This is a genomic window from Curtobacterium sp. RM9, from assembly GCF_054956955.1.
Window position 1 is genome coordinate 1,365,728 of the sequence record NZ_CM143271.1, and the last position, 24,486, is coordinate 1,390,213.

Genomic DNA, 24,486 nt, shown 5'->3' on the forward strand with positions numbered 1-24,486 from the left:
AGGCTGGGGGCCTGATGATGCAGCGAATCGACCTCCGTGGCGGCCTGCCCGCCCGTGCCGAACTCCTCCGACTCATGCCCCGCGCCGCGGGTGACATCGGCCACGCCGTGGACGCCGCGCGCGTCCTCGTCGAGGACGTCCGCGACCGGGGGGAGCACGCGCTGCACGAGCAGGCCGAGCGTTTCGACGGGGGAGCGCCGGCGCACGTCCGTGTCCCCGCCGCCGAGATCGCCGCAGCCGTCGCGGGCCTCGCGCCCGCCGTCCGCACCGCCCTCGACGAGGCGATCCGCCGCGTCCGCGCCGCCAGCGCCGCGCAGGTGCCCGCCGCCTCGGTCACCACGCTCGCGGACGGCGCCGAGGTCCACCAGCGCTGGCAGCCGATGCGTCGCGTCGGGTTGTACGTCCCCGGCGGCAAGGCCGTCTACCCCTCGAGCGTCGTCATGAACGTCGTCCCCGCGCAGGTCGCCGGCGTCCGGTCGATCGCGCTCGTGTCCCCGCCCCAGCGGCACCACGGTGGCGCGGTGCACCCGACGATCCTCGCGGCGGCCGGGCTGCTCGGCATCGACGAGGTCTACGCGATGGGCGGCGCCGGCGCGGTCGGCGCCCTGGCGTACGGTGTGCCGGGCATCGGCCTCGAGCCCGTCGACCTCGTCACCGGCCCCGGCAACAACTTCGTCGCGGCGGCGAAGCGCCTCGTGCGCGGCGTCGTCGGCATCGACTCCGAGGCGGGCGCCACCGAGATCCTCGTGATCGCCGACGAGACCGCCGACCCGGGGTTCGTCGCGGCCGACCTCGTCAGCCAGGCGGAGCACGACGAGCAGGCGGGCAGTGTCCTGGTGACGACCTCGGAGTCGTTCGCTGACGCAGTGGAAGCGGCCATCCCGGAACGCACGGCGGTCCTGGGGACGGCTGCGCGCCTCCAGACCGCCCTGGACGGACCGCAGTCCGCCGTGGTGCTGGTGGACTCGCTCGCCGACGCCGCGACCGTGAGCAACGCGTACGGCCCGGAGCACCTCGAGATCCAGACCGCGGACGACGACGCCGTGCTCGCGGACATCGACGCCGCCGGGGCGGTCTTCGTCGGTCCGAGCACCCCGGTGAGCCTCGGTGACTACCTCGCCGGGTCCAACCACGTCCTGCCGACCGGCGGCCAGGCACGGTTCGGTTCCGGGCTGTCCGCGTCGACCTTCCTCCGCCCGCAGCAGGTGATCCGGTACACGGCCGAGGCACTCGCCGAGGTCGCCCCCCACATCGTGGCCCTCGCATCCGAGGAACAGCTGCCCGCCCACGGTGCCGCCGTGACGGAGCGGACGAACCGGTAGCCTGGGGACGCCATGTTCTGCCCCTTCTGCCGCCACCCGGACTCCCGCGTCGTCGACTCCCGCACCAGCGACGACGGCACGTCCATCCGTCGCCGCCGCCAGTGCCCGAACTGCGGGCGCCGCTTCTCCACCACGGAGACCGCGTCGCTCAACGTCGTGAAGCGCAACGGCGTCACCGAACCGTTCAGCCGCGACAAGATCGTGTCCGGGGTGCGCAAGGCGTGTCAGGGGCGACCGGTCACCGACGGCGACCTCGCGGTGCTCGCGCAGCGGGTCGAGGAGACCGTGCGGTCGTCCGGGTCCAGCCAGATCGACGCCAACGACATCGGGCTCGCGATCCTGCCTCCGCTCCGTGAGCTCGACGAGGTCGCCTTCCTGCGCTTCGCCAGTGTCTACCAGGCGTTCGAGTCCCTCGAGGACTTCGAGGACGCCATCTCGCAACTGCGCCTCGACCACCACGCGGCGTCCACGGGCGCGGGTCCGGCGTCCGGCGCATGAGCGGCGTCGCCGAGCGTCTCGTCCGCGGTGCCTACGCCGTCGTCTTCCGGTCGGTGTTCGCGAACATGGACCCCGAACGGGCGCACCACATCGCGTTCGCGGTCATCACGGCCCTGCCGAGCATCCCGGTCGTCGGCGGCCTCGTCGAGCGGTACTCACGGCCGTCCGCCCTCGACGGTGTGACGACGATGGGCATCCACTTCCCCTCCCGGTTCGGCCTCGCCGCCGGGTTCGACAAGGACGCGAAGGGCATCATCGGCCTCGGGGTCCTCGGGTTCGGGCACGTCGAGGTCGGCACGCTGACCGCGAAGCCGCAGCCCGGCAACGAACGACCCCGGCTCTTCCGGCTCATCCCGGACCGGGCGCTCATCAACCGCATGGGCTTCAACAACCAGGGCGCCGTGCGGGCGGCCCGACGCCTCGAACGCGCACGGCGTCACCCGGGTCGGCCGGTCATCGGCGTCAACATCGGCAAGAGCCGGGTCGTGGCGGTCGAGCACGCCGTCGACGACTACCTCGAGTCGACGCGGCTGCTCGCTCCGTTCGCCGACTACCTTGCGGTGAACGTCAGCTCGCCGAACACGCCCGGACTCCGCGGTCTGCAGGAGCTCGACCAGCTCCGGCCGCTGCTCTCCGGGGTCCGCGATGCTGCCGGTCGCACCCCGGTGCTCGTGAAGATCGCGCCCGACCTCACCGACGAGCAGATCGACGCGATCGCCGGGCTCGCGGTGGACCTCGGGCTCGCCGGGATCATCGCGAACAACACCACGATCGCGCGCACCGGGCTGACCACGCCCGCGGCCGAGGTCGAGGCGATGGGGGCCGGCGGACTCTCCGGAGCCCCGGTTGCCGAACGGTCGCTCGAGGTCCTGCGGCGCGTGCGGGCTGCCGTCCCCACGGACTTCTGCGTCATCGCCGTCGGTGGGGTGACGAGCGAGCAGGACGTGCAGGACCGCGTCGACGCGGGGGCGACACTCGTGCAGGGGTACACCGCGTTCCTCTACGAGGGACCGACCTGGGCGACCCGGATCAACCGGCTGCGGCGGCGCCGCCTGCGGCGCGCGGAGCGCAGCGCGGGCTGAGGCGCAGCGCGGGCGCTCCCGGTCGCGCGACTGGCTGCTCGCTGCTGTTCCGGTCGCGAGCCGTCGGCGCAGCCGCTCGGCGGCGAGTCCTACGACTGGAACGCGCGTGGCCGGGCGCGCCTCGGGGTGGTCGGCACCGTCGCCGGACGGGAGGGACGATGCGGGCGCTGACCGAGCCTCCCGTCCGGTGGCCTTGCGGAGACCTTCCGGGACGGCATCGAGCGGGCACGACATGCCGCTCAGGTTCCCGGCGCGGGCGCGAGTCGCCGCCGGGCCTCGCTGAGCGTGCCCGATGTTGCCCGCTCGGCGGACGAGCCCAGGGTGAGCCCGGGCGATGCCGGGCGATGCCGGGCGCGCCGGGCATGCCGCGGGCCTGCCGCGCTCTCGCCGAGCGGGCACGACATGCCGCTCAGGTTCGCGGCGCGGGCGGAAGTCGTCGGAGGTCCATGTCGAGCGTGCCCGATGTTGCCCGCTCGGCAAGCCGACCCGGACGTGTGCGCCGGACCGGCCGCGCTCTGATTGAGCGGGCACGACATGCCGCTCATGTCCGCGGCGAGGGTGATGTCGACGCCGGACGATGCCGGGCGTGCCGGATTTCGCCCGCTCGGCGGACGAACGCCGGCCTCGCCGGCCCCGCCAGCCCCCCACCCCGCACACGCAGGAGCGCCGCCCGGCACGGCCGGACGGCGCTCCTGTGACGCGGTGAGCGTCAGAGGGTCGGGTACTGCCCGCGGCGCACCTGCGGCTTCGGCAGGCGCAGGAAGCGCAACTGCCACGCCCGGGTCAGGACGTACAGGAACGTCCCGCGCTGCATCGAGCCGAACTTCGCCGTGAGCTTCTTGCGGAACGACAACCAGAGGATGGCGCAGTCGAGCACGAAGAGCGCGACGAACGCCCACACGAGCAGCAGCGCGTACGAGGCCAGGGCGGTCTGCGCGGCCGCGAACCCGACGAGCAGGAACAGCACGAGCACGGGCATCATGACCTCGCCCACGTTCCAGCGGGCGTCGATCCAGTCGCGCACGAACTTCCGCTGCTCGCCCTTGTCCTTCGCGGGGAGGTACTTCTCCTCGCCGTTCGCCATGCCGACGCGGGCCTTCTCGCGCTCGCCGTTCAGCCGGGCGCGAGCTGCATTGCGGTCCTGCGGGCTGTTGCCGACGAGGGGACGGCGGTTGGCTGCCTCACGCTCGCGCCGCGAGGGCGTCGGGCGACCCTTGCCCTGCTCGAGGAGTTCTTCCTCGGAGGGGTTGACGGTCGTGTTGGTCTTGGGGGCTGCCTTCGCCACGGTGCGTTCCTGACTGCGGTTGCGTGCTGGATCTCCTCTAGATTACCGGGCATGACCGACACCGAACAGACCGCGCCCGCGACCGACCCCGCGCTCCTCGACGCCCTGCGCGAACACGTGCAGGGGTCGCTGCCCGCCACGATCGCCGACCTGTCCGCGCTGGTGCGCCTGCCGTCGGTGTCGTGGTCGGCGTTCGACCCGGCCCACGTCCGGGCCAGTGCCGAGGCCGTCGCCGACCTCGCGCGGTCGACCGGGGTGTTCGACGCCGACGCGGTCCGCATCGTGCGCTCCGCGGTCGAGGGGGACACCTCGGCGGTCGAGGCGTCCGGCGGTGAGCTCGGTCAGCCGGCGGTCCTCGCCGTCCGTGCCGCCCGCAACGGTGCGCCGACCGTGATGCTCTACGCGCACCACGACGTGCAGCCCCAGGGCGACGACGCGCTCTGGGAGACCCCGCCCTTCGAGCCGACCCTGCGCGGCGACCGGCTGTACGGCCGCGGCGCCTCGGACGACAAGGCCGGGGTGATCTCGCACATCGCCGCGCTCAGGACGCTGCACGCGCAGTTCGGTGACGACCTCGACCTCGGCGTCGTGCTCTTCGTGGAGGGCGAGGAGGAGTTCGGGTCCCGTTCCTTCCGCACCTTCCTCCGCGAGCAGCAGGAGCACCTCGCAGCCGACGTCATCGTCGTCGCGGACAGCGACAACTGGTCCGCCGAGATCCCGTCCATCACCGTCTCGCTGCGCGGCAACGTCACCTTCAAGGCGACCCTCACGACGCTGGAGCACGCCAGCCACAGCGGCATGTTCGGGGGAGCGGCCCCGGACGCGATGATCCCGATGGCGCGCCTGCTCGCCTCGCTCCACGACGACGCCGGGGCGGTCGCGGTCGCCGGGCTCACCTCGTACGACGCCGACGTGCCCGAGCGGAGCGAGGACGAGCTCGCCGCCGACGCCGCACTCCTGCCCGGCGTGCGTCCGGTCGGTACCGGGCCGGTGCTGTCGCGCATGTGGTTCCAGCCGTCGATCACGGTCACCGGTCTCGACGTCCCGAGCGTCGCGAACGCCTCGAACACGCTGCTGCCGACGGTCGCGGCGCGCATCTCCGTCCGCATCGCGCCCGGCCAGTCGGCGACGGACGCCTTCGCCGCCGTCGAGCGGCACCTGCGCGAGCACGTCGCCTTCGGCGCGCGTCTCGAGATCGACGAGGTCGACACCGGGGACGGCTTCCTCGTCGACACGGCCGGCTGGGCCGTCCAGGAGGCGCGCACGGCGATGCGCGAGGGCTGGGGCAACGAGGTGGTCGAGACCGGCATCGGCGGCTCGATCCCGTTCGTCTCGGACCTCGCGGCGCAGTTCCCGGAGGCGCAGATCCTGGTCACCGGCGTGGAGGACCCGGACACCCGGGCGCACAGCCCGAACGAGTCGCAGCACCTCGGCGTCCTGCACCGCGCGATCCTCTCCGAGGCGATCCTGCTGGCGCGCCTCGCGACGCGCGGCTGAGCGTGCTTACAATCGGACCAGGCGCGGTGAACCACACCGCCCGGAGGGAGACGCGCGTATGAGCGACACCATCACCGAGAACGCACCGGCGACCGAGACGCCCTCGCACGGCGTCCTGCTCAGCGACGCGGCCGCGGCGAAGGTGGCGAGCCTCCTCGAGCAGGAGGGCCGCGACGACCTGCGTCTGCGTCTCGCCGTGCAGCCCGGCGGCTGCTCGGGCCTCATCTACCAGCTCTACTTCGACGAGCGGCTGCTCGACGGCGACACGACCGCCGAGTTCGGCACCGGCGTCGAGGTCGTCGTCGACAAGATGAGCGTGCCGTACCTCGACGGCGCCACGATCGACTTCGAGGACACGATCCAGAAGCAGGGCTTCACGATCGACAACCCGAACGCGCAGGGCAGTTGCGCGTGCGGCGACAGCTTCCACTGACGCCAGCGCGCACCGACACGAGCGGGGAACGACCGGATGGTCGTTCCCCGCTCGTGTCGTGTCCGGGCGTGGCAGCGCTCCGACCAGGGAAAACGCCGCACAGAGCAGCGCGCATCGCGGCTGGGGGCGTGTCGCATGTGCACTCGTGGTCGTCGGCTGCGAGTAGGCTAGGAGTGTTCCAACCAAGCTGGGAGTGCGCCTGAAGCGACCTTGGTGTCGCGGTCACCCCGGTTAACACGTTCTTCCGAGAGGTAACAGTGCGTTCGAATCGCCGTATACGTTGGGCGGCCGTCCCGGTGGCCGTCGGTCTGGTCATCGCACTGGCTGGCTGCACGCAGCAGCAGATGAACGGATGGCTCCCCGGCACGGAGGAGACGAAGGACGTCACCAACCACACGAGCCGCATCGTCGGCCTGTGGACCACGAGCTGGGTCGTCCTGCTCGCGGTGGGCCTCATCGTGTGGGGCCTCATCATCTGGGCAGCGATCGTCTACCGCCGCCGGAAGGGCCAGACCGGCCTGCCCGTGCAGATGCGGTACAACATGCCGCTCGAGATCTTCTACACGATCGTGCCGCTGATCCTCGTGCTCGGCTTCTTCGCCTTCACCGCGAAGGACCAGTCCGCGATCGAGAAGCCGTTCACGAACCCGGACGCGACGGTCCACGTCTACGGCAAGCGCTGGGCGTGGGACTTCAACTACATCAACGAGAAGAACCCCGAAGAGAGCGTCTACTACCAGGGCATCCAGGCCCAGGAAGAAGAGAACGGCGACGGGGCCATCGACGAGTCGCAGCTCCCGACGCTGTACCTGCCGGTCGACAAGAAGGTCAAGATCGAGCTGTCGTCCCGCGACGTCGACCACTCCTTCTGGGTCATCGACTTCCTGTACAAGAAGGACATGCTCCCGGGCAAGACGAACTACGAGTACTTCGTCCCGCAGAAGATCGGCACGTACCAGGGCAAGTGCGCCGAGCTCTGCGGTGAGTACCACTCGCTGATGCTCTTCCAGGTCAAGGTCGTCTCGAACGCCGACTACCAGAAGTACCTCGGCGACCTGCGCGACCAGGGCAAGGTCGGTCTCCTCGGCAACGAGTACGACACGAACACGAACGAACCGAACAACAAGGCGCCGGTCGAGGCGTCCAGCGAGAACAAGTAGGGGCTCGTCAGATGACAACGTCACTCGTCGGTCAGCCGACAGCGCCGACGACGCCGGACTTCCAGGCGTCGAAGGTCGGTCGGAAGGGCAACATCATCGTCCGGTGGATCACCTCCACGGACCACAAGACCATCGGGTACATGTACCTGATCGCCTCGTTCATCTTCTTCCTGCTCGCGGGTGTGATGGCCCTGGTCATCCGTGCCCAGCTCTTCGAGCCCGGCCTGCACGTGGTCGCGACGAAGGAGCAGTACAACCAGCTGTTCACGATGCACGGCACGATCATGCTGCTGATGTTCGCGACGCCGCTGTTCTCGGGCTTCGCGAACGCGATCATGCCGCTCCAGATCGGTGCGCCCGACGTCGCCTTCCCGCGACTGAACGGCTTCGCGTTCTGGCTCTACCTCTTCGGCTCGCTGATCGCGGTCGGCGGCTTCCTCACCCCGCAGGGTGCGGCGTCGTTCGGCTGGTTCGCCTACGCGCCACTGAGTGACACGACGTTCACACCGGGTCTCGGTGGGACGCTCTGGGTCTTCGGCCTCGGCATGACCGGCTTCTCGACGATCCTCGGTGCGGTGAACTTCATCACGACGATCATCACGATGCGCGCCCCGGGCATGACCATGTTCCGCATGTCGATCTTCACGTGGAACACCCTCGTGACGTCGCTCCTCGTGCTGATGGCGTTCCCGGTCCTCGCCGCCGCGCTGTTCGGCCTCGGTCTCGACCGCGTGTTCGACGCCCAGATCTACAACCCGGCCAACGGTGGGGCACTGCTCTGGCAGCACCTCTTCTGGTTCTTCGGCCACCCCGAGGTGTACATCATCGCGCTGCCGTTCTTCGGCATCGTCTCCGAGGTCTTCCCGGTCTTCAGCCGCAAGCCGATCTTCGGGTACAAGACCCTCGTCTACGCGACCATCTCCATCGCGGCCCTCTCGGTCACGGTGTGGGCGCACCACATGTACGTCACCGGTGGCGTGCTGCTCCCGTGGTTCTCGCTGATGACGATGCTCATCGCGGTGCCGACCGGCGTGAAGATCTTCAACTGGGTCGGAACGATGTGGCGCGGCTCCGTGACCTTCGAGACGCCGCTGCTCTGGGCCGTCGGCTTCCTCATCACGTTCACCTTCGGTGGTCTCACCGGCGTGATCCTGGCGTCGCCGCCGCTCGACTTCCACGTGTCCGACTCGTACTTCGTCGTCGCGCACTTCCACTACGTGGTCTTCGGAACCGTCGTCTTCGCGATGTTCTCCGGCTTCTACTTCTGGTGGCCGAAGTGGACCGGCAAGATGCTCAACGAGCGCCTGGGCAAGATCCACTTCTGGCTCCTGTTCATCGGCTTCCACACCACGTTCCTCATCCAGCACTGGCTGGGCGTCATCGGCATGCCGCGTCGCTACGCGACCTACCTGCCGAACGACGGCTTCACCTGGATGAACCAGCTGTCGACGATCGGCTCGATGATCCTCGCGATCTCGTTCCTGCCGTTCATCTTCAACGTCTACGTGACCGCTCGGAACGCGCCGAAGGTCGCCGTGAACGACCCGTGGGGCTACGGCCGCTCGCTCGAATGGGCGACCAGCTGCCCGCCGCCGCGCCACAACTTCACGTCGATCCCGCGGATCCGTTCCGAGTCCCCGGCCTTCGACCTGAACCACCCCGAGGCCGGTGTGCCGATCGGTGTGGGGCCGGCGAAGGACGCCCCGGACGCTCCGACCTACGACGCCGCGAAGGGCGAGGTGAAGTAACGCCATGCGCGCCAACACCAACCTGTTCTGGATCCTCTTCGGGTTCTTCATCCTCGCGGACGCCGCGTACACCATCTGGGCGCTCATCTACTACGGCCGCCCTGAGTGGGTCGGCACTGTCGCGATCGGCCTCACCGGGATCATGTCCGCGTTCATCGCGTTCTACCTCGGCCGGGTCATGTCCAGCCAGGGCGGCGTCCTCCCCGAGGACCGCCCCGACGCGAACATCGAGGACGGCGACGCCGAGCTCGGGCACTTCAGCCCGTGGTCGTGGTGGCCGATCCTGCTGGCGGCCTCGACGGCGCTGTGCTTCCTCGGTCTCGCGGCCGGCCTCTGGATCGTCCCGATCGGGCTCTCGCTCGTGACGGTGACCCTCGTCGGCTGGGTCTACGAGTACTACCGCGGCAACTTCGGACACTGATCCGCAGCCTGCAGCGCACCTGACAGATTCGGGCGGCACCACATCCGGTGCCGCCCGAAGTGCGTCCGCACCAGAACCACCCGGTGCCCGTCCCCTCCCGACACGTGTTCCACGGTCGATGCGGGTATCAGGGAATCAACCGGCCCGCACGCGGCTTGACCCCAGGCGGACCTCCCACGACAGCGAAAGGACTCACCTCCGGTGACCGACAAGCGCACTCTCATCATCTTCGGCGCGACGGGCGACCTCGCCTCCCGCCTGCTGCTGCCGGGTCTCGGCACGTTCCTGCAGAGCGGCCGCGCGGTCCCCGTGCAGCTCATCGGCACGGGTCGCAGCGCCCGCAGCGAGGAGCAGTGGAAGGACGTCGTCTCGAAGTCCTTCGCGTCGCAGGACGTCAAGGGCCCCGAGGTCGACGCAACCATCGCGTCGACGAAGTTCATCCAGGGCGACCCGACCGACCCGGAGCACCTGAAGGCCCTGCTCGACGCCGCTGAGGCCGAGCCGATCCTGTACTTCGCGCTCCCGCCGCAGATCGCCTCCGACATCTGCGAGGCACTGCAGCAGGTCGAACTCCCCGAGGGCACGACCCTGGCGTTCGAGAAGCCGTTCGGCACCGACGTCGCCAGCGCCGAGGCCCTCAACGAGACGGTCCTCAAGCTCGTCCCCGAGGAGCGCGTCCACCGCACCGACCACTTCCTCGGTCGGACCACGGTCCTGAACATCATCGGGCTGCGCTTCGCGAACAGACTGTTCGAGCCGATCTGGAACGCGGACAACATCGAGAAGGTCGACGTCTTCTACGACGAGACCCTCGGTCTCGAGAACCGCGCCCAGTACTACGACGAGGCCGGCGCGCTCGTCGACATGATCCAGTCGCACCTGCTGCAGATCCTCGGCCTCGTCACGATGGACGCCCCGGCCGCGATCGACGCCGTGGAGTTCCGCTCCTCGCTCGCGCGTGCCCTCCGCTCCACCCGGCTCAAGGGCGACGACCCGAAGATCGCCTCGCGCCGTGCCGTCTACACGGCCGGCACGATCGACGGCAAGGACCTGCCCTCGTACCAGGACGAGGACGGCGTGGACAAGTCGCGCGGGACCGAGACGCTCGCCGAGATCGAGGTCGAGGTGGACACCGCGCGCTGGAAGGGCGTGCCGTTCACGCTCCGTTCCGGCAAGGCGCTCGGCGCCAGCCGCAAGGAGGTCCTCATCACCTTCAAGCCCGTCACGCGCCTGCCCTCCGGGCTCTCCGGTCGCCCGAAGACGGACACGCTCCGCATCGTGCTGAACCCGGACGAGATCGAGCTCTCGCTGTCGGCCAACGGTGGCGGCAACCCGTTCGAGATGGGGCAGGTCACCCTGTCGTCGTCGTTCAGCGACGGCGAGCTCACCCCGTACGGCGAGGTGCTCAACGGCATCTTCCACGACGACCCGCTGCTCTCGATCCGCGGCGACGTCGCGGAGCGCTGCTGGGAGATCGTGGGTCCGGTCGTCGACGCGTGGCAGTCCGGCGAGGTCCCGCTCGAGGAGTACCGCGCCGGTTCGCGGGGCCCGGCGGACTGGGTGTCGTCCTCCTGACGACCCCCGGCTCCTGACCGGAGCGGAACCGACGGGAGGCGCGGTGCCAGCTGGCACCGCGCCTCCCGTCTGTCCCGGTGCGGGTCCGGGACCTCGCTCACGTGGTCAGGCAGGGGAACCGGCTCGGCGCCCCTCGCCGGTCCAGGAGCGCGTGCCGCCGTCGTGCACGGCGAGGCGGGTGCGGTGCCCGGCGGACACGCCCCGTGCCCGGGCCACGGCGTCCGCGGCGGACACGAGCGTCAGGTGCGAGAGCACCTGTGGGGTGTTGCCGATGTGGTGCCCGGTGGCGACGTCGATCTCCTCGGAGAGCATCCCGACGTCGTTCGCGTACCCGACGAGGACGTCCATGAGGCGTTCGGCGTCCTCGATGCGCCCCGATGCCGCGTACTGCTCGACGAGCCAGAAGGAGCACGCGAGGAAGGGGTGCTCGCTGCCGGACAGACCGTCGAACCCCGCCTCGGTGCGGTACCGGAGCACGAGCCCGTCCGGTCCGGTCCGGAGGTCCTGTTCGATCGCGGTGACGGTGCCCGTCATGCGCGGGTCGTCCGCCGGCAGGTAACCGATCTGCGGCAGGACGAGCAGGCTCGCGTCGACCTCGTCGGTGTCGTAGTGCTGCCGGTAGCTCCCGCGCTCGGCGTTCCAGCCGTGCTCCTCGATCTCGGCCCGGACACGGTCGCGCAGGGTGCGCCAGCGGTCCACCGGCCCCTCGAGCCCGAACTCCTCGACCGCCGCCACACCACGGTCGAACGCAGCCCAGATCATCGCTCGGGAGTGCGTGAACTGACGCCTGGGGCCGCGCATCTCCCAGATGCCGTTGTCGGGCTCCTGCCAGTGCTCCTCGACGAAGCCGAGCAGGGCGCGCTGCAGGGCCCAGGAGTCGGCGTTCTCCTCGACGCCGAGCTCACGCGCGTCGTGCAGCGCCGCGAGGACCTCCCCGAACACGTCGCCCTGGTACTGCGTGTACGCGCCGTTGCCGACCCGGACGGGCTTCGAGTCCGCGTACCCCGGCAGGTGGCCGAGCTCGCGCTCCGGCAGCTCCCGTTCACCCGCGATGCCGTACATGATCTGCACGTCGGCGGGGTCACCGGCGATCGCCCGGAGCAGCCACCCGCGCCAGTGGGTCGCCTCGTCGCGGTACCCGTGCGCGATCAGCGACGCGAGGGCGAGCGAAGCGTCGCGGAGCCACACGTACCGGTAGTCCCAGTTCCGCTCGCCGCCCGGGTCCTCCGGCAGACTCGTGGTCGCGGCTGCCACGACGCCGCCGGTCTCGCCGTGCGTCATCGCGCGCAGGACGAGCAGGGAGCGTCGGGCGGCCTCGGCGTAGGGGCCCTCGGTGCGGGCGGTGGCCATCCAGTCCGTCCACCACCGGGTCGTCGCGTGCAGGGCGGCATCGACGTCGAGCGGCTCGGGCGGTTCGCGGTGCGACGGGTACCAGGTGAGGACCGTGTCGAGGACGGTGCCGTCGGTGATCGTCGTCCTCGCGACGTGCCGGTGGCCGTCCGCGCGGAAGCGGGCGCCCCGGACGATGACGGACCCCGGGCCGGCGGTCGCGAGGAGCGCGGGGTCGTCGTCGCCCCCGATCTGGCGCACCCACGGCAGGGCCCGTGCGTAGTCGAAGCGGATCCGGAGGTCCTGCTCGAACTCGACGGAGCCGCGGAGTCCGCGCACCCGGCGGACGACCGCTGCTCGGTGCACACCGACCGGCATGAAGTCGGTGACCTCGGCGACGCCCGTCGCGGTCGTCCACACCGTGCTGAGCACCAGGGTGTCGTGGTGGTAGCGCCGGACGGCGGTCGCGTCGGGGTCAGCGGGCCGCAGCGCCCACTGCCCGTGGTCGGCGGTGCCGAGGAGCGCGGCGAACGTGGACGGACTGTCGAACCGGGGCAGACACGCCCAGTCGATCGTGCCGTCGCGCCGGACGAGCGCTGCGGTGTCGGTGTCCCCGATCAGGGCGTGGTCCTCGATGCGGGAGGACGGTGCGGGCGTGCTCATGGCCCGATCCAACCACCGACGACCGTGCCGGCCGGGTGGCGGACTGAGGGTGTGCACAGCACCGCCGTCCACAGGCGGCTTGGGGGAGACCGCTCAGACGTGGTCGGAGGGGTCCGCCTGCACCAGGCCGACCCTCGCGAGCTCGGCCCACATGCCGGCGCCGTCCGGAGCGTAGACCCACGGCGCGGCCGAGTCGCGAGAACGCTCTTGCGCGCGCGAGCGGCCACCGGCGAGCACGGCCTCGCTCGTGGAGAGCTGACGGACCGCCACCCCGGCGACGTTCTCCGGGTGCTCCCGGGCGAACTCGCCGTACAGGGCCTCGTCGTGCTGGCCGTCGTCCCCCACGAGCAGCCACTGCACGTCCGGGAAGTCCCGGGCGAGGCGCTGCAGGTTCTGCTGCTTGTGGAGCTGCCCGCTGCGGAAGAAGCGGTCGTGCGTCGGACCCCAGTCGGTGAGCAGCATCGTGCCCGACGGGTACATGTTGCGCGTCAGGAAGCGCTGCAGCGTCGGAGCGACGTTCCAGGCGCCCGTCGACAGGTACACCGTCGGCGCGCCGGGGTGCTGCGCGAGGACCCGCTCGTAGAGCACGGACATGCCGGGCACCGGACGCCGGGCGTGTTCGGTGAGGACGAACGAGTTCCAGGCGGCGAGCATCGGACGCGGGAGCGAGGTGACCATCACGGTGTCGTCGATGTCGGACAGGAGCCCGAACCGCGTGTCCGGGTGGACGATGAAGACGTCGGCCTCGACGTCGCGCATGCCGCCGGCGGACAACCGGATCGTCTGCCAGCCGGGCTCGAGGTCGATCGGCACGATGGTGTCGACCACGCCGCCGCGGTCGGACTGCACGACGTGCGAGGTGCCGTTCGCGGTCACCGTGACCTCGGCGGCGTCCACCGCGACGCTCGTGAAGCTGCGCCAGCCGCGGACGCCGTAGTACGAGGCGTCCGACGCGAGGCCGCGCCGGGTGAGCAGCACCCGGCCGAGCACCCGGACCCAGCCGGGCGCGCCGTAGCCGGTGTACGGGACGACGGTCGGGACGAGGCCGCGGCGGCGGGCGCGCTGTTCGCGGAACTCCTGGACGGCGTCCTCGATCCGGGCCGCCCGGTGCAGGATCGGCTCGGCCAGCGACGGCTCGTGGGGCGTCGGGTCGGGCATGGGACCATCCTTCCACGTCGGGCTCTCGCAGACCGGATGTCCTCACAACTGCGATGGGAGAGTCGCAGCGATGTTCCAGCCGTCCTCTGCGACAGTTGGTCCGTCACACCGAACGAACGCGCCACGGCGCTGGAGGAGAACACGTGCTCGTCACCGAGGTATCGAACGCACTGCCGGGGGGATCATCACTGCTCAGGAACGAGCCGGTCCAAGCCCGCAGTTCGGCGCGCCTCGCCGGGCTCCTCGACGCTGCCGCGGCGGTCATCGACGAGATCGGGTTCGAACGGCTGACCACGGCGATGGTCGCCGAACGGGCCGGCGCCTCGATCGGCACCGTCTACCGCTACTTCCCGGACCGCATCGCCGTGGTCGAGGCCCTGGCCATCCGGTGCACCCAGCGACTCGCCGAACGCTTCGTCGGCGCGCTCGACGCGAGCGGCGCCGAGACCTGGCAGCAGGCCTGCGACGCCCTGATCGACCTGACCAGCGAGATGTACCGCACCGAGCCGGGCTTCCGCGCGATCCGCTTCGGCGACTCCGCAGACACCGGTTCGCGTGAGGCCGAGGACCGGATGGTCGCCCTCGGTGCTTCCGTCTCGACGATCCTGCACGAGCGCTTCGGGTTGCCGACCGGCGAGCGGATGCAGCGCACCTGGACCGTGCTCGCCGAGTCTTCGCACGCCGTGCTGGCGCGCGCCCACCGCGACCCGTCCGCACCGGACGAGGCGCTGATCGAGGAGTACCGCACGATGAGCCGGGCGCACCTCGAAGCGGTGATCCGCGCCTCCTGAACGACCGTCGGACGGGCCCTGCGCGACACGCGCGGGGCCCGTTCGCTGTCCGCGAGCCGTCATGCGCCGACACGGGGGTGCCGTGGCCGGATCACGCGGGTACGCTCATGCGGAGTCGGGCTACCTCCGAACCGAAGGGCACCCACCATGATCGAGTTCCGCTCTGTGCGCAAGACGTACCCGGACGGCACCGCCGCAGTCGACGACTTCAGCCTCGTGATCCCGTCCCGGACCACCACGGTGTTCGTCGGGTCGAGCGGGTGCGGCAAGACCACCCTCCTCCGGATGATCAACCGGATGGTCGACCCGTCCTCCGGTCAGGTGGAGATCGACGGCGAGGACGTCGCGGGGGTCGACCCCGTGCAGCTCCGTCGGCGCATCGGCTACGTCATGCAGAACGCCGGGCTGCTGCCGCACCGCAAGGTCGCGGACAACATCGCGACCGTCCCGCTCCTGACCGGCGTCGCCAAGGCCGAGGCGCGTGCACGTGCGCTCGAGCTGATGGACACCGTCGGCCTCGACCGGTCGCTGGCCGACCGCTACCCGTCCCAGCTCTCCGGCGGACAGCAGCAGCGCGTCGGCGTCGCCCGCGGCCTGGCCGTCGACCCGAACATCCTCCTGATGGACGAGCCGTTCGGCGCGGTCGACCCGCTCGTCCGGAACGACCTGCAGGACGAGCTCATCCGCCTGCAGCGCGAACTCGGCAAGACCGTCGTCTTCGTCACGCACGACATCGACGAGGCCTTCAAGCTCGGCGACCAGGTCGTCATCCTCAAGAAGGGCGGCGAGATCGCCCAGCTCGGCACCCCGGCGCAGATCCTCGCCGAGCCGGCGGACGACTTCGTGGCGAACTTCATCGGCGCCGGTCGAGGCCGCCGAGCACTGCGTGTCGAGCAGACCCCCACCGGGCCGATCGTCGTCGACGGCGACGGACGTGCGGCCGGTGTGCTGACCGGGCCGGTCCAGGTCGTCGACGCCGCGGCCGCGGTGCCCCAGGGGCATCGGAGCGACGAGTGAACTGGGTCCTGGGCAACCTCGACACGATCACGTCGAACCTGATCGCGCACGTCTGGCTGTCCGTCCCGCCGATCGTCATCAGCTTCGTGCTGTCCGTGCCGATCGGGTTGCTCGTGTCGCGGCTCCGGCGTCGCCCGTCGCAGACGGCTCGCGCCACCGGCTCGGCCTTCGTGGTGATCACGAGCCTGCTCTACGTGATCCCGGCGCTGCCGCTCTTCCTGACCCTGCCGGCGATCATCGGCACCAGCTACCTCGACCCGATCAACGTCGTCATCGCGATGACGATCTTCGGGATCGCGCTGATGGCCCGGTCCGCCGCCGACGCGGTCGACGCGGTGGACGCAGACGTCGTCGGGGCGGCCGAGGCGCTCGGGTACTCTGCCGCACAGCGCTTCTTCAAGGTGGAACTCCCGCTCGCCGGCCCGGTGCTGCTCGCCGGCGTCCGTGTGGTGTCGGTGTCCACCATCAGCCTCGTCACGGTCGGCGCGCTCATCGGCATCCCGAACCTCGGCTTCCTCCTCACCGACGGCCTCAAGCGGGCGATCAGCGCCGAGATCCTCACGGGCATCGTGCTCACCATCGTGCTCGCGCTCGTGTTCGACGTGCTGCTCGTGGCCATCGGCCGACTGGTGATGCCGTGGACCCGGGGGAGCGGGCGCGCCGCGCGTGCGGTCCGTCGCCGCGCCGCCGACGACGTCCGGGCCGGGGAGGTCGCCGCGTGAACCTCTTCGCACAGGCCTTCGCCTGGATCTTCGATCCCGCCAACAACGTCGGCCCGGACGCGATCGGCGTCCGGCTCTGGGAGCACGTGTGGATCACGCTGCTCACCGTGGCGATCGCCGTCGTCATCGCCGTGCCCATCGGCCTGCTGATCGGACACACCGGCAAGGGTCGCTCGATCGCGGTCGGTGTGTCCGGCGGCATCCGCGCCCTGCCCACGCTCGGCCTGCTGACGCTGCTCGCGCTGGCGCTCGGGTTGGGACTGCAGGCGCCGCTCGTCTCGCTCGTCGTCCTGGCGATCCCGTCCGTGCTCGCCGGCACGTACTCCGGCGTCGAGGCGATCGACCGCGTGGTCATCGACGCGTCGCGTGCGCAGGGCATGACGGCGTGGCAGCTCCTCTGGAAGGTCGAGATCCCGCTCGCCCTGCCCCTCATCGTCGGTGGCATCCGCGCTGCCGTGCTCCAGGTCGTCGCCACGGCGACCCTGGTCGCCTACATCAACGCCGGCGGACTGGGCGGCTACGCCTTCTCCGGCATCGCCAACTCGGACTACGCGGAGGTGCTCGGCGGCTCGATCATCGTCATCGCCCTCGCCATCGCGTTCGAGATCCTCTTCGCCGCACTGCAGCGGCTCGCCGTGCCTGCGGGGCTCTCCGCCGGCTCGGCGGGCCGGGCCGCGCGGAGCACCCGTCGCTCGGCACCACGAGCATCGACCCCTGTGGAAGGAACCCACCCGTGATCACAGCAACCACCCGGCGCCTCGCCGCCACGATCGCCGTCGCGTCCGCGGCTGCCATCGCCCTCGCGGGCTGCTCCTCGAGCGACCCGCTGTCCTCGGACTCCGGCTCCGGCGGTGGCGACTCGAAGACCATCGTCGTCGGCTCGCAGGCCTACCCCTCGAACGAGATCATCGCCGAGCTCTACGCGCAGGAGCTCGAGCACGAGGGCTTCACCGTGAAGAAGCAGCTCAACATCGGCCAGCGCAAGGCGTACTGGCCCGAGATCGAGAAGGGGAGCATCAACGTGTTCCCCGAGTACAACGGCAACCTGCTGAACTTCCTGCTCCAGGAGGACGGCAAGTCGACCACCACCGAGACCACGACGGACGGCATCAACTCGGCGCTGTCCAGCGCGCTGCCCTCGAAGGTCAAGGCGCTGCCCTCGGCTGACGCGTCCGACGCGGACACCTACACGGTGACCCAGGCGACCGCCGACAAGTACGACCTGAAGTCGATCGCGGACCTCAAGAAGATCGGCGGGACGATCTCGATCGCCGCGAACCCCGAGTTCGCGACGGCTGCCTACGGCCCGAAGGGCCTGAAGGAGAAGTACGGCATCGACGGCGAGGTGAACCAGCAGAACGACTCGGGCGGCCCGCTCACGATCAAGGCCATCCAGGACGGCGACTCGCAGGTCGCGGACATCTACTCCGCCAGCGCCTCGATCAAGACCGAGAAGCTCGTCACGCTGGAGGACCCGGAGCACCTCGTGCCGGCGAACAACGTGACCCCGATCGTGTCGAAGGACCTCGACTCGAAGGCGGCGGACGCCATCGAGAAGGTCAACAAGCTCCTGACGACGGACGCGCTCATCGAGCTGAACCGTCAGAACTCGGTGGAGCAGAAGTCCGCCGCGTCGGTCGCGAAGACCTTCCTGCAGGACAACAAGCTGCTCTAGCGGCCGCGGTTCGACCGCGCGCAACGACGACAGGTGTCGGGCAAATGCCCGGCACCTGTCGTCGTTCCCGGAGCCGCGCCGGAGCCGCGCCGGAGCCGCGCCGGTGCACCGATGTTCCGCACGGTTGTGCCGTGCACTCCTCGTGCACGTTTGTGCAAGCGCTTGTTCTACAACTTGTCGAAGCGGGTGGCAGCGCGCTAGCGTGGAGCTGTCCCAATGGCTGTGACTGCAGAAGTCCCCTTCCACAGGAAGCATCTGACGTGCACGAACACTGCGCGGCGAACCGGCTCGGACACGCCGCATGAACGACATCCTCGACCCGCTGATCCTGTCGCGGTGGCAGTTCGGTCTGACGACGATCTACCACTTCCTCTTCGTCCCGTTGACGATCGGCATGGCCGTCGTCGTGGCGGTCTTCCAGACCGCGTGGTACCGGACGGGCCGCGCACACTACCTGCAGCTCACCCGCTTCTTCGGGCGCATCTTCCTGATCAACTTCGCGATGGGCGTCGTGACCGGGATCGTGCAGGAGTTCCAGTTCGGCATGAACTGGTCGAACTACTCGCGGTTCGTCGGTGACGTGTTCGGTGCGCCGCTCGCGCTCGAGGGGATCCTGGCGTTCTTCTTCGAGGCGGCGTTCATCGGGGTCTGGATCTTCGGCTGGGACCGTCTGCCGAAGGGCCTGCACCTCGCGAGCATCTGGTGCGTCAGCGCGGGCACGATCATGTCCGCGTACTTCATCATCGCCGCGAACGCGTTCATGCAGCACCCGGTCGGCTACGCGATCAACGAGACCAAGGGCCGCGCGGAACTCACGGACATCTGGGCCGTCCTCGGCAACAAGGTCGCACTCGCGGCCTTCCCGCACACCCTCTTCGCGTGCTTCATGGTCGCCGCGGCCGTCATCGTCTCGGTCGCCGCGTACCACCTGGCGCGCAACCAGAACCTCGAGACCATGATGCCCGCGCTGAAGTTCGGCATGTGGACGATGCTCGCCGCCGGGGCCCTCACGGTGCTCACCGGCGACCAGCTCGGTCTGACGATGGTGGACACCCAGCCGATGAAGATGGCGGCCGCCGAGGCGCTCTACAACACGGCGACCGGCAAGGACGCCTCGTTCTCGATCTTCACGCTCGGCACCCCGGACGGCGTGCACGAGCTCTTCTCGATCCGCGTGCCGTACCTGCTGTCCTTCCTCTCGACGCACACCTTCAACGGCACCGTCGAGGGCATCAACGACCTGCAGGCGCAGTACTCCCAGGTGTACGGACCCGGCGACTACAAGCCGATCATCTGGGTCACCTACTGGTCGTTCCGCTGGATGATCGCGCTCGGCGTCGGCGCCGTGCTCGTCTCGCTCGTCGGGCTCTGGCTGACCCGCAAGGGCCGCTTCCCGACCCAGCGCTGGGTGTGGCGGATCGCGACCTGGACGGTCCCGTTGCCGATGGCCGCGATGATCGTCGGCTGGATCTTCACCGAGATGGGGCGGCAGCCGTGGCTCGTGTTCGGGCTGCTCAGGACCAGCGACGGCGTCTCGCCGAACGTGACGGGCATCGAGGTGCTCATCTCGCTCGTGGTGTTCACGCTGATCTACGGCTCGCTCGCGGTCGTGGAGTTCCGCCTGATCAAGAAGGTGGCGCAGGAGGGCCCCGCGGCACCCGCGGCGGTCGACGAGGAGACCGGTGAGGTCCAGCACGAAGTGACGGTGTACTGAGATGGACCTGCCCGTTCTCTGGTTCGCGATCGTCGGACTCTTCTTCGTCGGCTACTTCGTCCTCGACGGCTTCGACTTCGGCGTCGGCATGGCCCTGCCGTTCCTCGGCAAGGACGACACCGACCGTCGGGTGCTGATCAACACCATCGGCCCGGTCTGGGACCTCAACGAGACGTGGGTGATCGTCGCCGGCGCCTGCCTGTTCGCGGCGTTCCCCGAGTGGTACGCGACGATGTTCTCCGGGTTCTACCTGGCGCTGCTGCTCATCCTCGCCGCGCTCATCGCACGCGGTGTCTCGTTCGAGTACCGGCACCAGGAGAAGCACCTGGAGTGGAAGCGCCGGTTCGACCTGATGATCGTCGTCGGCAGCGCCGTCCCGGCGTTCCTGTGGGGCGTGGCGTTCGGCAACGTCGTCCGGGGGATCCCGATGGACGCGGGACACAACTACACCGGCACGCTGTTCGACCTGCTCAACCCCTTCGCGCTGCTGACCGGCGTGACGACGCTCCTGGTGTTCTTCACGCACGGCGTGGTGTTCGTCGCGCTGAAGACCGAGGGCGAGATCCGCGATCGTGCCAAGCGGCTGGCGACCCGCGCCGGCATCCTCACGATCCTGGTGGGTGCGACGTTCCTCGTCACAATGGCCTTCGTCCGGGCGACCCCGGCGTCGCTCGTGCTGTCGATCGTCGCCGCGCTCGCGCTCGTCCTCGCCGTGCTGTGCACCGCCTGGGGTCGCGAGGGCTGGGCGTTCACGCTGATGGCCGCGACGATCGCTGCGGTGGTCCTCGCGATGTTCACGGCGATCTTCCCGGACGTGATGCCCGCGACGAACGACCCGGCGAACAGCCTCACCGTGGACAACGCCTCGAGCGGGGCGTACACGCTGACGGTGATGAGCTGGGTGGCGCTGATCTTCGTCCCCCTCGTGCTCGCGTACCAGGCCTGGACCTACTGGGTCTTCCGCAAGCGCGTCTCGCGGGCGCACATCGCCCAGGCCGCCCACTAGGACCGAGGAGCCGAGGATGAAGCCGCTCGATCCGCGTCTGCTGCGCCTGTCGCGCTCCGCGCGCGGCTTCGTCGTCGCCGCGGCCGGCACCGGCCTGCTCCGGACGATCGCCACCGTCGCGATCGCCTGGGGCATCGCCGCGGCCGTCACGCTCACGGTCGACGCCGTGCGCGTCGGATCGGTCCCGGCCGCGTTCGCGCCGTCGCTCGCGGTGCTCGGCGCCGCGTTCGTGCTCCGGGCGGTCGCGGCCTGGGCGACGGACGACCTCGCCGGCCGTGCGGCGGCCACCGTGAAGAGCGAGCTCCGGCGGACCGTGCTCGCCCGGGCCGCCGAGCGGGGTCCCTCCTGGCTCGCCGGCCGCTCGAGTGCCGCGTTCGCGACGACGCTCGGGCCGGGCCTCGACGCCCTCGACGCGTACTTCGGGCGCTACCTCCCGCAGCTCGCGCTGACGGCGGTCGCCACGCCCGTGCTCCTCGTCGCGATCGGCCTCGGAGACCTGACGAGCGGGTTGGTCATCCTGTTCGCCCTGCCCGTCATCCCGGTGTTCATGATCCTCATCGGTCTCGCGACCCAGGCCCTGCAGCGGCGGCAGGCGGACGCGCTCGCCCGGCTCGGCGGCGCCTTCACCGAGGCGGTCGAGGGGCTGGCCACGCTCAAGGTCTTCGGGCGCGCCCGACGCCAGGTCGGGCGGATCGGCACCGTCACGGACGAGTACCGTCGCGGCACCCTCGGGGTCCTCCGGTTGTCCTTCGTGAGCGGCTTCGCCCTCGAGCTCGCGGCCAGCCTGTCGGTCGCGCTCGTCGCCGTGTCGATCGGCATCCGGCTCGTCGACGGCTCGCTCGGGCTCGGCGCCGCGATGTTCGTCCTCGTCCTCGCCCCCGAGGCGTTCGCCCCGATCCGACAGGTCGGCGCGGACTTCCACGCCGCGCAGGACGGGGTCGAGGCCTCGGCCGCGGTGCTCGACGTCCTCGACGACCGCGCTGCGCCCGCCCCCGTCGACGGCACGCCGGAGCCGGCCGCCACCGACCTGGTGCTCGCCGGGGTGACCGTCCGCCGTCCGGACGTCGTCATCGGTCCGGTCGACCTCCGGGCCCGACCCGGCAGCGTCGTCGTCCTCGCCGGCCCCAGCGGGTCGGGCAAGTCGAGCATCGTCGCGGCGATCCGCGGAGCGCTCCCGCACGACGGCACGGTCACCGTGCCCGGCCCGGCCGGGGCGACGCGCGCGGACCGCATCGCATGGGCCGACCAGCGACCCCGCCTCGTGCGCGGCACGATCGCCGAGAACGTCGCGCTCAGCGCCGCCCCCGACGACGCGGACGTCCGCCGCGCGCTGAGCGACGCCGGACTGACGATCGCGCCGGGACTGGCCGTCGGGTCCGGCGGCAGCGGCCTGTCCGGTGGCCAGGCGCAGCGGGTGGCGGTCGCTCGCGCCCTGTACCGCGCGCGTCGCGCAGCCACGCCGCTCGTGGTCCTCGACGAGCCCACCTCCGCGCTCGACGGCGAGTCCGAGGCGCGGGTCGTCGCGTCGCTGCGCAGGCTCGCGGACGACGGCGCGGTCGTGGTCGTCGCGAGCCACCGCCCCGCGGTCATCGCCGCCGCCGACCTGCGCGTCGACGTCCGCGCAGGCGGCGCGGTCGCGGTCACCGTCCCGGCCGGGGTGCGCGGATGAGCCGGGAGGCGCGGCACGACACGGTCCTGCGGCTCGCGGTGCCGCGCGGGGCCGGGTGGGGCAGGGCCGTGGTCGCCGGAGCGCTCAGCGCGCTCAGCGCCGTGGCGCTGCTCGCCGCGAGCGGCTACCTCATCACGCGGGCTGCGGAGCACCCGCCGATCCTCTACCTGACGCTCGTGATGGTCGGGGTGCGGGCCTTCGCCCTCGGCCGGGCGACGCTGCGCTACGTCGACCGGCTCGCCGGGCACGACGCGTCGTTCCGGCAGCTCGCCGTGGTCCGGACCGAGATGTACCGGCGGCTGTCGTCGGTGGCACCGGCGGGCCTCGGTTCGACCGGACGCGGGGACCTGCTCGCACGGCTCGTCACCGACACCGACCGACTGCAGGACCTGCCGATCCGGGTGGTCGGACCGCTCGTGTCCGCCGGGGTGGCCGCCGTGCTCTCGGTCGTCGCGGTCGCGCTCGTGTCCCTTCCCGCGGCCCTCGTGCTCCTCGCCGCGCTGCTCGTGGCGGTGGCCGTCGGGTCGGTCGTCACGGCCTCGGTCGCGCGGCGGTCCGACGAGCGCACCGCAGCCGACCGCGGGCACGTGGCCGACCTCGTGCTCGACACCGTCCGGACGCTCGACGTCTTCGCCGCCTACGGCACGCTCGACGAACGGCTCGACCACATCGCACGGCTCGACGTCCGCGTCACACGCGCGGTCCGCCGCCGGAGCACGGTCGAATCGCTCGTCGGCGCCCTCGTCGGCCTCGTCGGCGGCGGGGCGGTGATCGGGATCCTGGCGGTGGGTGCGCCGGCGGTCGTGACGGGAGCCCTCGACGGCCCCCTCTTGGCACTCGCGGTGTTCGTGCCGCTCGCGCTCTTCGAGGTCGTCGGCGCCGTCCCGCTCGCCGTGCTGACGCTGCGTCGCGTCCGCGCCGCAGCGGACCGCGTCGAGCGGGTCGTCCCCGCCGACCTCCCGGCCGGGATCGTGCCCGAGCCCGGCGATGCCGCGGATCCGGCGGAGCTCGTGGTGCGCGGGTCGGTGACGATCGCGCTCCGCGACCTCAGCGTGCGCTGGCCGGGGGCGGACCGAGCAGCGGTCGACGGCGTCTCGCTCGACCTCCGTCCCGGCGAGGTCGTCGTTCTCGAGGGCCCGAGTGGTGCGGGCAAGTCGACGCTCGTCGACGCGCTCGTGCGGTTCGTCGACCACGACGGCTCGTACACGATCGACGGCGTCGAGGCGCGGACCATGCACCCGGACGCTGTGCGCGCCCGGGTGGGCCTGATCGAGCAGGACCCGTTCGTCTTCGACCAGACGGTCCGTCAGAACCTGCTCTTCGCCCGGGACACCGCGGACGACGACGACCTCACGGCCGTGCTCGACCGGGTCGGACTCGCCGAGTGGGCGGCACGGCGCGGCGGGCTCGACGCCCCCGTCGGCGAACGCGGGTCGCTCGTGTCGGGCGGCCAGGCGCACCGGCTCGCCCTCGCCCGAGCCCTGCTCCACGCCTTCCCGGTCCTGGTGCTCGACGAACCGACGGCCGACGTCGACCCGGACCTCGGCGACGCGGTGCTGCGCGACCTCGTCGGCGTCGCCCGGGCCGAGGGCCGGACCGTCCTGATCGTGTCGCACGTGCCGGTGCCGGCGGACCTCGTGGACCGCACGGTCCGCATGCGGGACGGGCGGGTCGTCACCGTCTGACGGGCGGGCGCGGCCCGCCGGGGCCGAGCCGCGCCT

At 70.9% G+C, this 24,486-nt stretch carries 21 protein-coding genes; 18 read left to right on the forward strand and 3 right to left on the reverse strand.

What is annotated here, in order from left to right:
* Positions 1–14: 14 nt before the first annotated feature.
* From hisD to ACY3FI_RS06435, 3 genes are read left to right on the forward strand one after another with little or no spacing between them, the layout of a single operon-like run.
* Positions 15–1,322, forward strand: coding sequence for a histidinol dehydrogenase (gene hisD / locus ACY3FI_RS06425; RefSeq protein ID WP_462549953.1), 1,308 nt, complete (start codon positions 15–17; stop codon positions 1,320–1,322).
* A 12-nt stretch (positions 1,323–1,334) separates the two neighbouring features.
* A complete protein-coding gene (nrdR, locus tag ACY3FI_RS06430; RefSeq protein WP_462549954.1) occupies positions 1,335–1,820 on the forward strand; it encodes a transcriptional regulator NrdR in 486 nt (161 codons plus the stop codon).
* Complete coding sequence (locus ACY3FI_RS06435) at positions 1,817–2,902, forward strand: quinone-dependent dihydroorotate dehydrogenase (protein WP_462549955.1); 1,086 nt, start codon at positions 1,817–1,819, stop codon at positions 2,900–2,902. The genes nrdR and ACY3FI_RS06435 overlap by 4 nt, the downstream gene beginning before the upstream one ends.
* A gap of 709 nt (positions 2,903–3,611) precedes the next feature.
* Here the strand turns inward: ACY3FI_RS06435 and ACY3FI_RS06440 are convergent.
* On the reverse strand, positions 3,612–4,187 hold the full coding sequence (locus tag ACY3FI_RS06440; RefSeq protein ID WP_462549956.1) for a DUF3043 domain-containing protein: 576 nt from the start codon (positions 4,185–4,187) through the stop codon (positions 3,612–3,614).
* A 51-nt stretch (positions 4,188–4,238) separates the two neighbouring features.
* Between ACY3FI_RS06440 and ACY3FI_RS06445 the strand changes: the two genes are divergently transcribed.
* The 6 genes from ACY3FI_RS06445 (at position 4,239) to ACY3FI_RS06470 (ending at position 11,021) form a co-directional block, all read left to right on the forward strand.
* Positions 4,239–5,684: a dipeptidase gene (locus ACY3FI_RS06445; protein WP_462549957.1), complete on the forward strand. Its 1,446-nt coding sequence runs from the start codon at positions 4,239–4,241 to the stop codon at positions 5,682–5,684.
* A 58-nt stretch (positions 5,685–5,742) separates the two neighbouring features.
* Positions 5,743–6,117: a HesB/IscA family protein gene (locus tag ACY3FI_RS06450; protein ID WP_462549958.1), complete on the forward strand. Its 375-nt coding sequence runs from the start codon at positions 5,743–5,745 to the stop codon at positions 6,115–6,117.
* 257 nt (positions 6,118–6,374) lie between these two features.
* Positions 6,375–7,277: an aa3-type cytochrome oxidase subunit II gene (gene ctaC / locus ACY3FI_RS06455; protein ID WP_462549959.1), complete on the forward strand. Its 903-nt coding sequence runs from the start codon at positions 6,375–6,377 to the stop codon at positions 7,275–7,277.
* Between the two features lie 11 nt (positions 7,278–7,288).
* Positions 7,289–9,025: an aa3-type cytochrome oxidase subunit I gene (gene ctaD, locus ACY3FI_RS06460; protein ID WP_462549960.1), complete on the forward strand. Its 1,737-nt coding sequence runs from the start codon at positions 7,289–7,291 to the stop codon at positions 9,023–9,025.
* 4 nt (positions 9,026–9,029) lie between these two features.
* Positions 9,030–9,446, forward strand: a complete 417-nt coding sequence (locus tag ACY3FI_RS06465) for a cytochrome c oxidase subunit 4 (RefSeq protein WP_462549961.1) — start codon at positions 9,030–9,032, stop codon at positions 9,444–9,446.
* A gap of 201 nt (positions 9,447–9,647) precedes the next feature.
* Positions 9,648–11,021 carry a glucose-6-phosphate dehydrogenase gene (locus ACY3FI_RS06470; RefSeq protein WP_462549962.1) on the forward strand — a complete coding sequence of 458 codons (1,374 nt, stop codon included), beginning with the start codon at positions 9,648–9,650 and terminating at the stop codon, positions 11,019–11,021.
* A 105-nt stretch (positions 11,022–11,126) separates the two neighbouring features.
* On the opposite strand, the gene ACY3FI_RS06475 is transcribed toward ACY3FI_RS06470, so the two are convergent.
* Together ACY3FI_RS06475 and ACY3FI_RS06480 are read right to left on the reverse strand one after the other, a co-directional pair.
* Positions 11,127–13,013 carry a glycoside hydrolase family 15 protein gene (locus tag ACY3FI_RS06475; RefSeq protein WP_462549963.1) on the reverse strand — a complete coding sequence of 629 codons (1,887 nt, stop codon included), beginning with the start codon at positions 13,011–13,013 and terminating at the stop codon, positions 11,127–11,129.
* A gap of 93 nt (positions 13,014–13,106) precedes the next feature.
* The gene (locus tag ACY3FI_RS06480) at positions 13,107–14,171 is read right to left on the reverse strand and encodes an App1 family protein phosphatidate phosphatase (protein WP_462549964.1); all 1,065 of its coding nucleotides are present in this window, start codon (positions 14,169–14,171) and stop codon (positions 13,107–13,109) included.
* 143 nt (positions 14,172–14,314) lie between these two features.
* Here ACY3FI_RS06480 and ACY3FI_RS06485 point away from each other — a divergent pair, with 143 nt between their 5' ends.
* The 9 genes from ACY3FI_RS06485 to cydC all read left to right on the forward strand — a co-directional run bounded on the left by ACY3FI_RS06485 (position 14,315) and on the right by cydC (position 24,450).
* Positions 14,315–14,962 (forward strand): TetR/AcrR family transcriptional regulator, encoded by a 648-nt coding sequence (locus tag ACY3FI_RS06485; protein ID WP_462549965.1) that lies wholly within the window; start codon positions 14,315–14,317, stop codon positions 14,960–14,962.
* A 147-nt stretch (positions 14,963–15,109) separates the two neighbouring features.
* Complete coding sequence (locus ACY3FI_RS06490) at positions 15,110–15,979, forward strand: ABC transporter ATP-binding protein (RefSeq protein ID WP_462549966.1); 870 nt, start codon at positions 15,110–15,112, stop codon at positions 15,977–15,979.
* Complete coding sequence (locus tag ACY3FI_RS06495) at positions 15,976–16,701, forward strand: ABC transporter permease (RefSeq protein ID WP_462549967.1); 726 nt, start codon at positions 15,976–15,978, stop codon at positions 16,699–16,701. Before ACY3FI_RS06490 ends, ACY3FI_RS06495 begins: the two co-directional genes overlap by 4 nt.
* On the forward strand, positions 16,698–17,438 hold the full coding sequence (locus ACY3FI_RS06500; RefSeq protein ID WP_462549968.1) for an ABC transporter permease: 741 nt from the start codon (positions 16,698–16,700) through the stop codon (positions 17,436–17,438). Before ACY3FI_RS06495 ends, ACY3FI_RS06500 begins: the two co-directional genes overlap by 4 nt.
* Positions 17,435–18,376, forward strand: a complete 942-nt coding sequence (locus ACY3FI_RS06505) for an ABC transporter substrate-binding protein (RefSeq protein ID WP_462549969.1) — start codon at positions 17,435–17,437, stop codon at positions 18,374–18,376. The genes ACY3FI_RS06500 and ACY3FI_RS06505 overlap by 4 nt, the downstream gene beginning before the upstream one ends.
* Positions 18,377–18,677: 301 nt before the next feature.
* Complete coding sequence (locus ACY3FI_RS06510) at positions 18,678–20,090, forward strand: cytochrome ubiquinol oxidase subunit I (RefSeq protein WP_462549970.1); 1,413 nt, start codon at positions 18,678–18,680, stop codon at positions 20,088–20,090.
* Position 20,091: 1 nt separating this feature from the next.
* Entirely contained in the window at positions 20,092–21,096 is a 1,005-nt protein-coding gene (gene cydB / locus ACY3FI_RS06515) for a cytochrome d ubiquinol oxidase subunit II (RefSeq protein WP_462549971.1), read from the forward strand.
* A 16-nt stretch (positions 21,097–21,112) separates the two neighbouring features.
* A complete protein-coding gene (gene cydD / locus ACY3FI_RS06520; protein ID WP_462549972.1) occupies positions 21,113–22,765 on the forward strand; it encodes a thiol reductant ABC exporter subunit CydD in 1,653 nt (550 codons plus the stop codon).
* The gene (gene cydC / locus ACY3FI_RS06525) at positions 22,762–24,450 is read left to right on the forward strand and encodes a thiol reductant ABC exporter subunit CydC (RefSeq protein WP_462549973.1); all 1,689 of its coding nucleotides are present in this window, start codon (positions 22,762–22,764) and stop codon (positions 24,448–24,450) included. Before cydD ends, cydC begins: the two co-directional genes overlap by 4 nt.
* Positions 24,451–24,486: the final 36 nt, after the last annotated feature.

Excerpts from the sequence above, each read along its gene's own strand:
- hisD (WP_462549953.1), top strand. The coding sequence starts at position 15 with ATGATGCAGCGAATCGACCTCCGTGGCGGCCTGCCCGCCCGTGCCGAA.
- nrdR (WP_462549954.1), top strand. The coding sequence starts at position 1,335 with ATGTTCTGCCCCTTCTGCCGCCACCCGGACTCCCGCGTCGTCGACTCC.
- ACY3FI_RS06435 (WP_462549955.1), top strand. The coding sequence starts at position 1,817 with ATGAGCGGCGTCGCCGAGCGTCTCGTCCGCGGTGCCTACGCCGTCGTC.
- ACY3FI_RS06445 (WP_462549957.1), top strand. The coding sequence starts at position 4,239 with ATGACCGACACCGAACAGACCGCGCCCGCGACCGACCCCGCGCTCCTC.
- ACY3FI_RS06450 (WP_462549958.1), top strand. The coding sequence starts at position 5,743 with ATGAGCGACACCATCACCGAGAACGCACCGGCGACCGAGACGCCCTCG.
- ctaD (WP_462549960.1), top strand. The coding sequence starts at position 7,289 with ATGACAACGTCACTCGTCGGTCAGCCGACAGCGCCGACGACGCCGGAC.
- ACY3FI_RS06465 (WP_462549961.1), top strand. The coding sequence starts at position 9,030 with ATGCGCGCCAACACCAACCTGTTCTGGATCCTCTTCGGGTTCTTCATC.
- ACY3FI_RS06475 (WP_462549963.1), bottom strand. The coding sequence starts at position 13,013 with ATGAGCACGCCCGCACCGTCCTCCCGCATCGAGGACCACGCCCTGATC.
- ACY3FI_RS06480 (WP_462549964.1), bottom strand. The coding sequence starts at position 14,171 with ATGCCCGACCCGACGCCCCACGAGCCGTCGCTGGCCGAGCCGATCCTG.
- ACY3FI_RS06490 (WP_462549966.1), top strand. The coding sequence starts at position 15,110 with ATGATCGAGTTCCGCTCTGTGCGCAAGACGTACCCGGACGGCACCGCC.
- ACY3FI_RS06510 (WP_462549970.1), top strand. The coding sequence starts at position 18,678 with ATGAACGACATCCTCGACCCGCTGATCCTGTCGCGGTGGCAGTTCGGT.
- cydB (WP_462549971.1), top strand. The coding sequence starts at position 20,092 with ATGGACCTGCCCGTTCTCTGGTTCGCGATCGTCGGACTCTTCTTCGTC.
- cydD (WP_462549972.1), top strand. The coding sequence starts at position 21,113 with ATGAAGCCGCTCGATCCGCGTCTGCTGCGCCTGTCGCGCTCCGCGCGC.
- cydC (WP_462549973.1), top strand. The coding sequence starts at position 22,762 with ATGAGCCGGGAGGCGCGGCACGACACGGTCCTGCGGCTCGCGGTGCCG.